Below are 14,053 nucleotides of genomic sequence, written 5' to 3'. Positions count from 1 at the left end.
GTTTAGAATCAATCTTTGTTGTAATTAGGTTTTATCATATATGAGTTTTTTTTATCACACGCCCACATTTTCTCCTGATGCTATTTTAGGTCTGCAAAACCTTTTTTTTGCAGATAAGCGTTCTGATAAGGTTAATCTTGTGATTGGTGTTTATGAGCATCCTCAAAAACGTTATGGCGGTTTGTCTTGCATACGTAAAGCACAAACTGTGATTTTGGAAGGAGAGCAGAATAAAAGTTATCTTCCTATTTCAGGTTTGCCGATATTTTTGGATGAAATGTCTGAGTTTGTATTTGGTCCTGTAAATAGAAGTAATGTGGTTGGGTTTCAAGCTTTAGGGGGCACAGGAGCACTACATTTGGGAGCTAAGTTGCTTTTTATGACAAAATTGTCAGGCAAGGTCTATATTCCTGAACAGACGTGGAGTAATCATGTACGTATTTTTTCTCAGGAGGGTTTTGAGGTTGTCCGGTATCCTTACTATAGTAAGGAACAGAAACAATTATTATTTCAACCTTTGGTTTCCTTTCTAAAAGAAGTGGATAAAGGCTCTGTAATTTTATTGCATAGTTGTTGTCATAATCCTACAGGAGTAGATTTCACAGATGTCATGTGGAAAGAGCTTGCTATTTTAATGAAAGAACGTGAATTGATTCCTTTTTTTGATACAGCATATCAGGGATTTGCTTATGGAATAAATGAAGATAGAAAACCTATAGAGATTTTTATATCAGAAGGAAATACTATTTTAGTGGCTGCTTCAGCAAGTAAAAATTTTTCTCTTTATGGTGAGCGTGTTGGATATTTTGCTGTTTTTAGTACATTTGCGGATGACTTGATTAAAATTCGTAGTTGTTTAGAAGAGAAAATTCGAGGGAACTATTCATCACCTCAACGTTGGGGTGCAGAAATTGTTTCTACGATTTTGAGTAATCCGTATTTGAAAGAAGAATGGACATCAGAAGTCAATTGTATACGCGAGTCTTTAGATAAAATGAGATCCAGGTTTGTTCAGGCTTTGCGTAGAGTTGCGGGTCATACATTTGACTTTTTGTTATCTCAACATGGATTTTTTGCTTATCCGGGATTTTCTGAGAACCAGGTTCTCTTTTTAAGAGAACAAAAAGCTGTCTATACAACAGCTGGAGGAAGAATTAACTTAAACGGTATTACGGAAAAAAACATAGATTATGTAGTAGAAAGTTTTATTCAAGCTTATGAGCTATCCTAGCGTACGCAATAAAAAAATAAAAATATATATATATATACTTGTTGCTTTAGGGGTGCTTTCTTTCCGTAGTCTTCCTAAAAACGCTTATGATAACATAAGAAGCAACTTTGTTTCTCTACATGCAAAACTCTTTCCTAAGATTAAACCCGCTCCCTATTCCGATCTCGCTAATTTAGAATTAGAAAACCTTATTCTTAAGGAAAGGGTTGCTGCTTTGGAGGGAAAACTTGCTTTTTATAAAGTGTCAAATCATACCCCCTCTTTATTTCCTGAGATCTTAACCCCTTATTTTCATAACTTGGTAGAAGGTAGGGTTATCTATCGAGACTATGCTCATTGGTCTAGTTCTTGTTGGGTGAACATAGGAAAAAGTCATGGAATAAGAAAAAACTCTCCAGTACTTTCTGGAAAGGTGTTGGTTGGACTTGTGGATTATGTTGGAGAAAATCAATCTCGGATACGATTAATTACAGATGTAGGAATGAAACCTTCGGTAGTTGCTATGAGGGGGAAAATTCAAGTATTATGGATAAAAGATAGTCTTAACGAATTAATCACACAAGTAGAAGAGCTTTCTCATGCTTATATTCTTGAAAAAGATAAATACGAAAAAATTATACTCCTTAAAGAATTAGACTCGTTAATACAAGGAGAGCAAGAAAATCAAATCCTCTCGAGAGGTATACTTTCTGGAATCGGCGGGGCTTTTTGGAGAGAGGGATCTTTATCCTTAGAAGGAGAGGGATTTTGCTCCAGCGAAGGTAAGAGTTTATTGCCTGGAGATATTCTAGTTACAACAGGATTAGATGGAATATTTCCTCCTGGATTACTTGTGGCTCGGGTTACTAAAGTAAAAGCTCCTCGAGATGGAGCATGCACATTTAAGATAGAAGCTCAGCCTTTAGAGAGGAATATGATGGAGCTCTCTCGTCTTTTTATTTTACCTCCCCTAGAGTTTAACCCTAATGATAGACCTGATATTTTTGGGTTGCTTTGGGATTAAAGTTTAGGTTTTCTTTGAATGCATTTTTTAAAGTAAAAAAACCATTTCCGTTCGTATCTATACCACGAATAAAGATAACACCAAACTCGACATCGTCATTTATGTCGAATTGACTTAAAAATTTCTTAGTGGCTTTTACATAAATCTTTCCTTGATAGTCTAGTTTTTCTTGATGGATATAAATAGCTATATTGGTTGCTGAATAATCTGAGGTGGTTTCTCCTAAAAATGATGTTTTCCAATCTATGATGTAGTATTTCCCTTTATACTCGAATAAAAGGTCGATAGTCCCTTGCCAAAGCTCATCATTTTCTAAAAATAAGAATGGGGTTTCTCGAAACATTTTATTGGGTGAAATCTGAGATAAAGAAAATGTCTGGGATGCGAATGGTAAAGGAGAAAAAAATGTCTTAGAAATTAGACTAACAATGGTGTCCTCGAATCCTTCAAGATGGCTATGTTTTACGAAACGCATGACCGTAGATTTTAGGTAATCTGCATCCTGTAATAGATGAAATTGAATAGACTCTAAGATTTTATGTATTAGAACGCCTGTTTTTTCTCCAATGGGAAGTTGTTGTTTCGAAAGTAGTTTAGATGGGGAAAAATATTGCTGATCTTTATGAGTATCTAACATGAACTTTGTAGAAGAGAAAGAAAAGATTGTTTTTGGATGAGGTGCTTTTAAAGAAAAAGTCTTCAAAGGTGGTAGAGAGAAAGTTTTGGTAATTTGCTTATTTTGCGTAGATAATGAATAGGAGAATAGTTCTGAATATTTTTGAGACAAATCAATGGCTAAGTCATAAGGCGAGGAATGCACGCCTACTAATTTCACATAATTTGTTAATGCAGATATCTTCTGTAAAGAGGAAGACTGTTTGCTTATAGGTAGGTATAGTTGTTTTTTTGCCCGAGTGAGAGCCACATACATTTCGCGTAGTAATTCTGAGGAGCTTTTATTTTTTTTGTTTCTATCAATTCCTGGGCAAAAGACTACTTCATATTCCAGACCTTTAGAAGAATGAATCGTGGTGATTTTTAGAGTCTCCAAGTCTTCAGAATAGGAAGATATAGTGAGTTCTTCTTCCCACATTCCAGTTTCAGAGAAATTTTTCAAATGAAGAAGCTGATGATGGGGATAAGAAGAAATTGTATCTAAATAACCACAAAGTTTTTCCATTTCTTGGAAAATAAGATCTCCTTGAGAAGATTTTAATAATACCTCCCCTTGTGTGCACATTATATGATAAAATGTTGCTAAAAATTTGTACTTCAAGATGTAAGTCTGTAATGATTGAAAATAAATAGTATATTTTTCTTTTTTACTAGTGACTTCATCTATAGAAAGCCCAAAAAGAGTAGAGAGTAAAATCTTACTAATTTTTTCGTAATTTTCTGGATAAAGGATTGCTTCTAGTAAAGCTATAGTAAGAACGTAGGTTTCTGTCAGATGCAATATAGACTTGTTTTTAGAAAATGCAACAGGCAGTGTTGCATAAGACATTAGCTCGAAGGCTTGCTTAGAGTCAGAGACCAAGATAACCATCTGTCCTAAAGGAATGCCTTGTTCTTTTTTTAACCGTTCAGCCTCTGAAAATATCCATAGGGCTTGGTCTTTAATATTTTCATATAAGAAGAAATGAATAGGAGCATAATAGGGAGTAACTTCAAATGTCTCAGTGCTCTGAGGATTTAAAGGATAGTATTCTATGGGTGGATAGCCATGGATCTCTAAGAAAGGGGAGATTTTTCCAAACATCAGATTTATTGCTTGCATCAGCTTGGGCGTGGCACGATAGTTGTTAATGAGTTGAAGTTGCATATCTTCTGAAAAAGAAGATTTTGCCTTAAGGTAGGTAGGTAGATCCGCATTTCGCCATTCATAGATAGATTGTTTAGGATCCCCAATAAGAAACAGAGAACCTAAGAATTCATCAGGAAGGAACAAATGTGAAAAAATATTCCATTGGTATTTGTCGGTATCTTGAAATTCATCAATTAGGACGAGTTGATATCGCTTTCTTATAGAATCAACTACAGGTTGTGCTTCGGGTGATAACAGGAGTTTCTCTAATGCTAAGACACTTTCATCAGGAGAAAGCCATGGGGTATAGTTCTGCTTAAGGTGGAATTGGACATCACGTAACAGAGTGTTGAAGATAGTATCTAAATTACAAAATTGTAGCGTAAGTTCTATCCAAGACATCTCTTCTAAAAGAGTAAAAGCAGGACAGGGTTTATAACGTGTGAGACGGTGTTTAAAATTGAAAGTTTCTGCAATTTTAAAAAATGAAAACAACGTACTATGCGTTTCTGAAGAATAAAGAAGATCTACAAAATGCTCAAGATCATCAAGAATAGAAAAAGGCTGCTTTTTAAATCCTGAGGTGAGAGCAATCAGCTGCTCTAGAAAACTTTGTTTTGGAAAGTCTAAAAGCGATGGACGTATTTTTTGATGCCAACGAGTAATTTGCTTCATTGTTGTAGAACGTGGGGGAAGATAGGAAGGGACTTTTTGGCTATAACTGGTAAGAAGTTTATCAATCAGAGAAGATGTATATTTAGAAGTTACATTATACCGAACTGCTAGTAGATGAAATTGTTCAACAAAAAGAACGTTTTTCCAAAGATCTTGTTTTAAGTAGTTCCGGATATGATAAAGGATTAACTGAGGATGACTCAGAGAAGGATTTTTATGAATTAGACGTCTACCGGGGAAATATTGTTCTAAAACAAAATTACAAAAGCCATGGATGGTAAATAAAGACATTTGATCTAGAGTAGAAAGAGCATTCCGTATCTTCATGTAAATCTGTTTTACATTAGAATTGATATTTAAATATCGAGGTAGAGAAACAGTTTGAGAGTTTAAAGCTTCCTTTAATTGTTTTAGACTATGCGAAAGATTATCTTTTATTCGCATTTTGAGCTCGTTAGTGGAAGCATTAGTAAATGTAATTGCTAAGACATGTTCTATGTGAGTTAAAGAACCTTCGATTAGAGCTCGTAAAATAATTTGTTCTATGGTGAATGTTTTTCCTGTGCCAGCAGAGGCTTCCAGGAAAAATTTTCCTTCAATTGAAGAATTGCAATCAAAAATGTTAAACGGCTGCACAGGTACCTTTAAAAAGAGATAATATTTTTAGGCGTTCCGATTCACTAATGTTTTTTAAGATCCCTTGGATGTTGCGATTATGAAATTTCCAGAAAATTGGGAAGTTAGGATTTTTTAAGTCTTCATCTATAGCAGCAAACACTGCATGATGAAACTTCTCCTCATCATGCAGTGTTTGCCAGCACGCTGGAGAGAGTATTGGGATAGGTTTCGAACACATGAGATTATAGACCTCTAAGATTCTAAGGAGGTAGTCTTTAGCATCTAGAAAAGGAGGAAAGATGATTTCCTTAGATTTAAAAGATAGCAGTTTTATTAAAACGGAATTTAAGTCTAGGTGCCCACAAGCCTGTAGTGCTGCTAATGCTAAATACTTTTCTAAGAGTTCTTTTTGTTCGAATAGAGTATCTGGAATCGCTCCTGAATTTTTTTTTGTTTTTTTTAGAGGTCCGCTAGGATCAATGGCGCATAAATAGATTCCTTGACTGCATACACCATGAATGGTTCCGTGAATCTGGGTTAGACTCTCTTTCAAAGAAAGAGAAAGGGGAGGCAAAAGAAAATGTTGATGATAGGGTCTTTCTTCAAAAATTGATGAAGAGAAAACTACTGTATAAGGTGAATATTTAACATCTTTATTCAGATTGTCAAAGCACACGCCCATCTTTTCTCTGTAGTAAGTAAATAGCTCCTCTGAATGGAGAGATATATTATGCGCAGGGTCTCTCTCTTTGTCTAGAAACAGCTCCTTCCAAAACTTTTCGATCTGATGTTTTGTCGGAAAGAGTTTAGGTTGTTTTTTGAGATGTTCTGGAGGAGAAATTTTGACATTGTAGTTGGTTTTTAAAAAGAGATCTAAGGGTGCGAAGATTCCGTTAACAATTTCGTAAAGAGATAAATGATCAGGAAGATTCGAGGTGTTTGTTTCTTGAATAAATAGCGAAGGGAAGAGAGATTTTTCAGAATAGAAAGCTTTGGCAAGAAAGTAATTATATGCTTGTGAAGTGTGCAACTGAACTTTATTAGTGAAAAAATTAATGAGATAAGGCTGTGTTGCTAAGGTTTTTGTAGGTAAATTTAGCGTTTCTTTAATGTGATTTAAGAATGGGCTGGGCAGGTTGAATTGGGCTGCTGAAGATATATAAGTAATGTGAAGCTCGTATTTTGTAGAAACTAGAATTTGTAAGAAATGAAAATTTTCTTCATCTTCTGTAGAAGAAAATGCAAGTTCTTCGTGTGTTGTCGCCTTGTTTAAAAGATCTAAAATGCTAAAAGATGTTGTTTTGTTGGCTCCTAGGATAAAGGTATAGCCTTTAGGTATCAAACTCAAGCTACTTAAACTGCCTACATAGGGTCCTGGTTTGTCATAGAAGGGACAGGGCTTGTGTAAGTGAAGCAAAAAGTCTAAGCAGAAATCAGTGAAGAAAGTAAGAGAACATGAATATGTAGCAAACGTTGGGAATAGAGAATTTTTCAGAGATGTAATAAAAGACATTTCTTCTGGAGACAAGAGAAATATTTTTTCTAAAAAAGAAAATAAATGATGAAAAAGATCTTCATAACTATGTTTAGGTTTGGTAATAAAAAGATTTATACAATCTTGAATTGCATAAATTAGGGGTACTGTTGTTTCCCAAATTTCTACTTGGCTAACCCGTCCTCCTTCTTGATCAAACGGATATTCTTCTATTATCAAATCACCTAAAGCTTTCACTTGTTGACCTAAGACTCTATCCTTGGTCGGTATTCTTTCCCATTCTGCAGAAAGCTTTTTAATCAGATAGGTTATCTTACTTTGCTCTAAGGGCTGCTGTAATTGTGGATGTGTAAGTAGCTCTAGAATATAATTTAAGTCCCCTTGTGTTTGTAAAATCGATGAGAGCAAAAGGATTTTATTTCTGAGATCTTCAGCTCGTGCATCTACCTCATCGATAAAATATATAGGTAAATGGGGTTGGAAAAGAGCATTTAAATGCACTCTATAGCTATCTATATGAGAAGATAAGATGAAGATTTCTTCAGGTAAGACTCCTTGATGCAAAAGTTCAGTAACCTTACAGAATAGTTCTTGAACTTCTCTAGAAGCATTAAGCGCTTTATAAATGGAAATAGTTGGCTTAGTTTGGGAGATATTTTCAGGAAATATTGGTTTCAAATCTAAAATTGAATTTTGCAGCACCCCTAACGCATGGTCATTTTTTGAAGTAATAAATAATTCTTGATAGTCTATCTCTCTATCTAAGAAAAAATTTTGTGATGCTTGAGACTTATGGGCCAAATTGGCAAGTAATGTTTGCCTATCTGACAAGACATAATGTTCCCAAGCATTTTTTATTGGTGATTCGGGAAGCTGATTCCAAAAAAAATCAATAGCCCTGTCTGAAAGTAGGTCGCCAAAATATTCTCGACAAGGAGAAAAGCAATAGAAATAAACAGGAAAAAATTTACTCAAATTGATAAAAAATTCTGATATATGCTTTGGGAGATGAGCATAACCAAAGATATGAAGAGAGCAGTCCTGATGTTGGGGTAGTGTATTTAGAATAGTAGAGAAAATCTCTTCATAGGAAGAAAAATGACCTTCTAAATCTTGAAACAGTTGTTGGTAGTGTTTAGCATTGTCTTTAGGAGTTTGTGAAAAGGTATAGAATTTTTTGAATAGAGAGGCTAGTTTTTTCGATGCTTCATAATTTGGTTGAGATAAAAATTCATTACTTTTTTGAAATCGAGAATTTCCATGCGTGTTTTCTAAAATATTGTTTATCAACAGAGGAAGCGTAAGGTAGTCTGGAATATTGGGTTGTGATTGACAGATACTTGAGAAGAAGTGTTTGACAATGGAATCAGAAGAAGTAAAAATAGTTGATCCCATGAAAATGTGATCTGACAAGGCGTTCAAAAGCTGTTGTTTTATCCAATGCCCCGTAGCCGCATTTGCAACAAGAATCCACCGTTTGGTAAAAGGTTTTTGATACGTGGACGTAATATCCTCTGCAAGCTGTGCTAAGAGGTGAGGGAGCGAGTTACTGAAACTTGCTCGACAATGTTTGGTGGAATTCATGACTGTTTCGGTTAAAAAAAAATCGTTTAGGGCATTGGTAATTACTCATTTCCTGACGATTATAAATGATAATTTATATAAATTTCTTTTAGCCTTTTTTCTATTGGAAGGCAAAACTTTAACAGAAAATGCAAAGATTTTGTCTTGTGTAAGTTTCTTTTTTGCGCTTCCCTTTCTTTTATTGGCTCCGTTGGCCGGAAGTTTAGCAGATCGCTTTCAGAAACGGAATATTATCTTGGCTACTCGGTTTATTGAAATTTTATGTACCGTACTGGGTGCTTACTTTTTCTTTATCCAATCTATAATTGGGGGTTATTTAGTTTTAATTCTAATGGCGTGTCACACTACGGTATTTGCACCAGCCAAACTAGGAATTCTTCCAGAGATGCTTCCTTCAGAACAACTCTCCCAAGCAAATGGTATTATGACCGCAGCTAGTTATACAGGAAGTATTTTAGGCTCTTGCTTTGCTCCTCTTTTAGTAGATTTGACTCATCGTCTTGATGTAAATAGTTATGTTTGGTCTACATTACTCTGTGTTGTTGTCTCTATCATTAGCACCGTAATTTCTTTTAGCATTCGTCCTAGCAATGTGAAAAATGTTAAGCAGAAGATTACCTTTGCAACATTCAATGACTTATGGAAAATTTTAAAAGAAACACGGACAATCCATTATTTGACCGCATCAATTTTTTTAGGGTCCTTCTTTTTATTGATAGGTGCTTATACACAGTTAGAGATTATACCGTTTGTAGAATTTACTTTAAAATATCCTAAACATTATGGGGCCTACCTGTTTCCAATTGTGGCTTTAGGTGTGGGTATGGGTTCATACATTACAGGAAAAATTTCTGGAAAAGATATTAAGGTTGGTTACGTTCCCCTAGCTTGTATTGGTCTTGCTCTAGTATTTATGGGGCTCTATGCTTTTGCTTGTTCCATAGTTATGGTTTTGTTTTTTTTATTTGTTCTTGGGTTCTTAGGAGGGGTATATCAAGTTCCTTTACATGCTTATGTCCAATATGCGAGTCCAGAACATAAGAGAGGACAAATTTTAGCAGCAAATAATTTCTTAGACTTCTTTGGAGTATTAGTGGCTGCCGGAGTCATTCGAATTTTAGGAAGTAGCCTAGGCCTATCTCCTGAAAAAAGTTTCTTTTATGTAGGATGGCTTGTCTTTGTTGTGTCTATCTGGACATTATGGATATGGAGAGAACATATTTATCGTCTACTATTAGGTATTATCTTAAAAAAACAGCTGGGTCCTTATTTAAAAACGCAACAGTCCTCAACTTGTAAATGCTATTTTATTCAAGTACAGAGTTATAGAGAAATACGACGTGTTTTAGCTATGGTAACTAAAACAATAAGAACTAAGGTAATTATTTTAGATCAAAAGTTAGTGCCAGGATGGAGAACGTGGTTGTTGTCTTGCTGTGTTCCTACAGTGGTTGCTGATTTAGCAACTCATGATTCTGCATCTCAATATGCCTGGGCCATTTTACAGGCAGATTCTTTAAAATCAGCTTTAAAAAAGTTGCCAGACCTCTGTGTTGTATGCTTGGGGTTATCAAATAGTGTGGAGAAGTTTATCTCGACACTAGAAGCACAGGGCATAGAACTGCGTTTTATAGAACTTTTGCAGAAAGAAGAAAACAAAAGAACTATTTATACGCTAGCTTTTCCTTACACAGAGTAGTGCTTAGCCTAATTAAAGATAAAAAATTGAAGCTAAGACAATAATCTTGCGAGGCTAAATGATCGCGCTTCGCTTTTTAAATCTTTATGTACGCTAATTGACGTTTTGTATATAAAGCTGCTCCGTTTGTTTATGTGAGGGATATTCTTTTGCTGTTGAAGTGATCGGTTTTCTCCGACTTTAACTGAGAATTTAATTACAAGATGGTTTATTTCAGAACAGTCGTTTTTAAGATCTTTTCTTTTTGTTCAAATAAGAGATATCTTGACATAGGAAGTCTTTGATTTTTCTGATTTATTTAAAGATTTCTAGCTGCTTATTCCTTTTTCTTTTTCATCTTACTAAATCACTAAATTTTCGGTACGCAACTATATTTTGTTGTGTTGTGCTTTAAACGAAGATATTATGGAGAAAAAGCTATGTTGTTCATGCTTATGATGGTTATTGGAATAGCAGGAGGCTCTGGGGCAGGGAAAACAACTTTAACCCGAAATATTAAAAAAATTTTTGGCAAAGATGTTAGTGTCATTAGCCAGGATAATTACTACAAAGACGTATCATATCTCACGCTTGAAGAGCGTTCACAATTAAATTTTGATCATCCAGAAGCATTTGATAATGATTTATTGATTCGCGATATAAAACATCTAAAAAATAATCAGATTGTCTGTGCTCCAATTTATGATTTTACTACAAATAATCGATCTCAAACAGAGACCGAAACAATATATCCTTCTAAGGTTATCATTGTTGAAGGCATTTTAGTGTTTGAAAATCAAACTCTTCGAGATCTAATGGATATTAGGGTTTTTTTAGATACTGACGCTGATGAAAGGATATTACGACGTTTCATACGAGACATTAAAGAACGGGGATCCAATGTAGATAGAATAATAAACCGCTATCTTTCTATAGGGAAACGCATGCATCATCAATACATAGAACCTACTCGAGAATACGCTGACATCGTTATACCTGGAAACTATCGACGAGATGTGGTTGTCAATATCCTATGTCAGAATATTAAAAGTTATATTGAACAAAGAGAAGAGCACATAGATATAGCCAAATGACCTATTGAAAATAATCTCATTGGACGTCTTAAAGGTTGAAGAGATTTATAGTAGGCAACAGCTTGTAGAATTTTCATCTTCTCCAATTTCACACAGGTGAGCACGTCGAAACGGTTTATTTCCTCGTGAACTATCAAATTTGCGAACCCGTGGGCTTTGAGAGCATTCATGAGAGCAACAGCCTTTATATGGGTGAATACAGTCAGAACAACAGATAAATAGAGAATTGCAGTCGGTATTGGCACAATTGTAATAAAAATCACAAGCAATTTTACAAAAACAGCATTCTGCTATAGGAGTCACATTTTGATCTTTTTCATCAATAGGAATAGCTAGGCGATCATCGAAAACAAATAACTTTCCTAACCACTTACCTGTCCCCACTTGTTGACCATAAGCAATTACACCACCGTCAAGTTGATAGACTTCTTTAAAGCCTTTTTCTAATAAGACTGGAGAGTAAAGCTCACAACGAATTCCTCCTGTACAATACATCATAATAGGAGTCGTTTCGGGATTGTATTCCTGAGCAAGACGCTCAGCATATTCTGGGAATGCTTTGAAAGTTTCAATGTCAGGTAAGGTGGCATTGTCAAAATGCCCGATTTTCCACTCATAGTTGTTTCTAACATCTAAAACAAGACAACGATTTTCTTGTAATTTCTCATGCCATTCTTGAGGAGAAATATGTTTAGCTTGCTGAGAGAGATCTACTTCACGACCTAAAGCAGCAAGTTCTTTACGATACTTTACTGTGATTCTTGGAAAGATATTTTCTTTAATATGATGGATTTTAAACTTAATCTTTGAGAAAACAGGACGTTTTTTAAGCCAATCCATATAGAGTTCAGCATCAAGTTTATAGCCACTGAATTGTCCGTTGATACCCTGCTCTGAAATATAAATACGACAAGAAACATCTAAGTTCTCTAAAAACTTTTTGTGTAAAGCAATTTCTTCATGTGGATTATCCACACGAGTAATATAGTAATAGGCTAGTGCATAATATTTCTTTTCCATGATAAATACTTTAACATAATCTGAGAAATAATTGCATTGTAGAAAATTGGCATTGGAACTAAAATGCTCTTTGGTATTTTGTCAAGTTATGAGTGCGAGTTTTATTTTTATTGTTCTTGTGCTTTCGGCTTTGTACATTTGTGCCAAAACTACGTCCCTAAGTGAAGTCAGAGGGGCGAAGATGATTTCCAAGGACTAAATATAAGGACTGAAATACATGGCTCGATATTGTGGCCCTAAAAATAGAGTGGCACGGCGTTTTGGTGCGAACATCTTTGGCAGAAGCCGAAATCCTTTGTTAAAGAAGCCTCACCCTCCAGGTCAGCATGGTATGCAGAGAAAGAAAAAGTCTGACTATGGACTCCAGCTCGAAGAAAAACAGAAGCTTAAGGCTTGCTATGGAATGATCATGGAAAAGCAGTTAGTTAAAGCTTTCAAAGAAGTTGTACATAAGCAGGGAAATATTGCTCAGATGTTCTTGGAAAGATTTGAGTGTCGTCTTGATAATATGGTCTATCGTATGGGATTTGCAAAAACAATTTTTGCTGCTCAACAACTTGTTTCCCATGGTCATGTATTAGTCAATGGGCGAAGAGTAGACAGACGCTCGTTTTTCCTCCGTCCTGGCATGCAAGTTTCTCTAAATGAAAAATCAAAACGACTACAATCTGTGAAAAATGCCCTAGAAAGTAAGGACGAAAGCTCTCTGCCTTCTTATATTTCTTTAGATAAGGCAAGTTTCAAAGGAGAACTGCTTATATCACCTGAGCAAGATCAAATAGAGGCTCAATTGCCTTTACCTATTAATATTTCTGTAGTTTGTGAATTTCTGTCTCACAGAACCTAATTGCGATTATTAAGAAATTCTTTCAGAAAACGCCGTTCTAACAAGGACGGCGTTTTTTTTCTGAAGTTTTTTTGGTTAAAAAATAGCAGTTTTTAACTGCGAAGATAACCAAATTATTGATTGTGATTTTTTGAAAGTTCCAAAAGTTCTCGAATTTCTTTTTGCCAGTTTTCAGGACCTCCAGGAGTTTCTAAATATTTAGGAATTTTTTTAGTTTGTTCATTTGTCATTAGAAATTTAAAAGATTCCTTCCCTATGTAGCCTTTCCCAATAGGCGCGTGACGATCTTTATTTTGTCCTAATGGAAACATAGAGTCATTGAGATGAAAAGCGCGTAAATACGATAGACCTACGTATTTATCAAATTCTTCAAGAACATTTCGCCATCCCTTTTGTGAAGTGATATCATAACCCGCAGCAAAAATATGACATGTATCTATACATACGCCAATGGGAATTTTATGCTTAAGATTTTGAACAAGATAACCTAGTTCTTGAAAAGTACTGCCAATTAAACTTCCTTGTCCTGCTGTAGTTTCTAGTAAGACAACAAGAGGAGGCGAATTATCAAATAAAGAAGCAGACAAGCTAAAGCTTTGAATAATTTTATCAAGACAATCTTCTTGAGAACTCTTAAGAGCGGCCCCGGGATGAAAATTAACGAAAGAGATTCCTAAAGTAATACAATCAGTAATTTCCTGATAAATACCAATACGACTTTTCTCCAGAATTATAGGATCGGGCGCCCCAGGGTTAATTAAGTATCCTGCATGACTCATAATATAGGAAAGATGGGTTTCTTTAAGTGCTTTTTTAAAATCAGTCACAGTTTCTTCTTGTAGAGTACGTCTCTGCCATTGTCTTTGATTTGCAGTAAAAATTTGAACTGTAGAAGCTCCGATATCTCGGCCTTCATAAATGGCATTTTTAAGTCCTCCAGCAATAGAGGTGTGTGCACCTAGTAAAAGGTCGTTAGGGGGAGGAAGTATTTTCATAATATCTTG

General features: G+C 35.2%; 9 protein-coding genes. 5 read left to right on the top strand and 4 right to left on the bottom strand.

All coding sequences use genetic code 11. The annotated features are described in order from the left end of the window. Nucleotides 1-40 precede the first annotated feature (40 nt). Entirely contained in the window at nt 41-1,231 is a 1,191-nt protein-coding gene (locus C834KP_RS03530) for an aromatic amino acid transaminase (protein ID WP_108896800.1), read from the top strand. Continuing rightward, nucleotides 1,218-2,234, top strand: coding sequence for a rod shape-determining protein MreC (locus C834KP_RS03525; protein WP_108896799.1), 1,017 nt, complete (start codon nt 1,218-1,220; stop codon nt 2,232-2,234). The genes C834KP_RS03530 and C834KP_RS03525 overlap by 14 nt, the downstream gene beginning before the upstream one ends. On the opposite strand, the gene recB is transcribed toward C834KP_RS03525, so the two are convergent. Further along, nucleotides 2,194-5,349, bottom strand: coding sequence for an exodeoxyribonuclease V subunit beta (recB, locus tag C834KP_RS03520; protein ID WP_108896798.1), 3,156 nt, complete (start codon nt 5,347-5,349; stop codon nt 2,194-2,196). The two genes, C834KP_RS03525 and recB, sit on opposite strands and share 41 nt — an antisense overlap. Beyond that, nucleotides 5,336-8,410 (bottom strand): exodeoxyribonuclease V subunit gamma, encoded by a 3,075-nt coding sequence (locus C834KP_RS03515; protein ID WP_108896797.1) that lies wholly within the window; start codon nt 8,408-8,410, stop codon nt 5,336-5,338. The genes recB and C834KP_RS03515 overlap by 14 nt, the downstream gene beginning before the upstream one ends. Here C834KP_RS03515 and C834KP_RS03510 point away from each other — a divergent pair. After that, nucleotides 8,409-10,109 carry an MFS transporter gene (locus tag C834KP_RS03510; RefSeq protein WP_108896796.1) on the top strand — a complete coding sequence of 567 codons (1,701 nt, stop codon included), beginning with the start codon at nt 8,409-8,411 and terminating at the stop codon, nt 10,107-10,109. The two genes, C834KP_RS03515 and C834KP_RS03510, sit on opposite strands and share 2 nt — an antisense overlap. A 419-nt stretch (nt 10,110-10,528) precedes the next feature. Next, nucleotides 10,529-11,182: a uridine kinase gene (gene udk, locus C834KP_RS03505; protein WP_108896795.1), complete on the top strand. Its 654-nt coding sequence runs from the start codon at nt 10,529-10,531 to the stop codon at nt 11,180-11,182. A gap of 45 nt (nt 11,183-11,227) precedes the next feature. Here the strand turns inward: udk and trhO are convergent, their stop codons facing one another. After that, nucleotides 11,228-12,202: an oxygen-dependent tRNA uridine(34) hydroxylase TrhO gene (gene trhO / locus C834KP_RS03500; protein ID WP_108896794.1), complete on the bottom strand. Its 975-nt coding sequence runs from the start codon at nt 12,200-12,202 to the stop codon at nt 11,228-11,230. Between the two features lie 217 nt (nt 12,203-12,419). On the opposite strand from trhO, the gene rpsD reads away from it, so the two are divergent. Beyond that, nucleotides 12,420-13,049: a 30S ribosomal protein S4 gene (rpsD, locus tag C834KP_RS03495; RefSeq protein ID WP_108896793.1), complete on the top strand. Its 630-nt coding sequence runs from the start codon at nt 12,420-12,422 to the stop codon at nt 13,047-13,049. Between the two features lie 113 nt (nt 13,050-13,162). Here the strand turns inward: rpsD and C834KP_RS03490 are convergent, their stop codons facing one another. Further along, nucleotides 13,163-14,044, bottom strand: coding sequence for a deoxyribonuclease IV (locus tag C834KP_RS03490; RefSeq protein ID WP_108897142.1), 882 nt, complete (start codon nt 14,042-14,044; stop codon nt 13,163-13,165). Nucleotides 14,045-14,053 lie beyond the last annotated feature (9 nt).

Source organism: Chlamydia serpentis (assembly GCF_900239945.1).
GTDB lineage: Bacteria > Chlamydiota > Chlamydiia > Chlamydiales > Chlamydiaceae > Chlamydia > Chlamydia serpentis.
The sequence above is the reverse complement of the archived record's forward strand: the minus strand, read 5'-3'. Positions and strand labels throughout refer to the sequence as shown.

Bases quoted from the DNA above. Each gene is read 5' to 3' on its own strand.
- C834KP_RS03525 (WP_108896799.1), top strand. From the start codon at position 1,218: ATGAGCTATCCTAGCGTACGCAATAAAAAAATAAAAATATATATATAT.
- rpsD (WP_108896793.1), top strand. From the start codon at position 12,420: ATGGCTCGATATTGTGGCCCTAAAAATAGAGTGGCACGGCGTTTTGGT.
- C834KP_RS03510 (WP_108896796.1), top strand. From the start codon at position 8,409: ATGACTGTTTCGGTTAAAAAAAAATCGTTTAGGGCATTGGTAATTACT.
- C834KP_RS03490 (WP_108897142.1), bottom strand. From the start codon at position 14,044: ATGAAAATACTTCCTCCCCCTAACGACCTTTTACTAGGTGCACACACC.
- C834KP_RS03515 (WP_108896797.1), bottom strand. From the start codon at position 8,410: ATGAATTCCACCAAACATTGTCGAGCAAGTTTCAGTAACTCGCTCCCT.
- trhO (WP_108896794.1), bottom strand. From the start codon at position 12,202: ATGGAAAAGAAATATTATGCACTAGCCTATTACTATATTACTCGTGTG.
- udk (WP_108896795.1), top strand. From the start codon at position 10,529: ATGTTGTTCATGCTTATGATGGTTATTGGAATAGCAGGAGGCTCTGGG.
- C834KP_RS03530 (WP_108896800.1), top strand. From the start codon at position 41: ATGAGTTTTTTTTATCACACGCCCACATTTTCTCCTGATGCTATTTTA.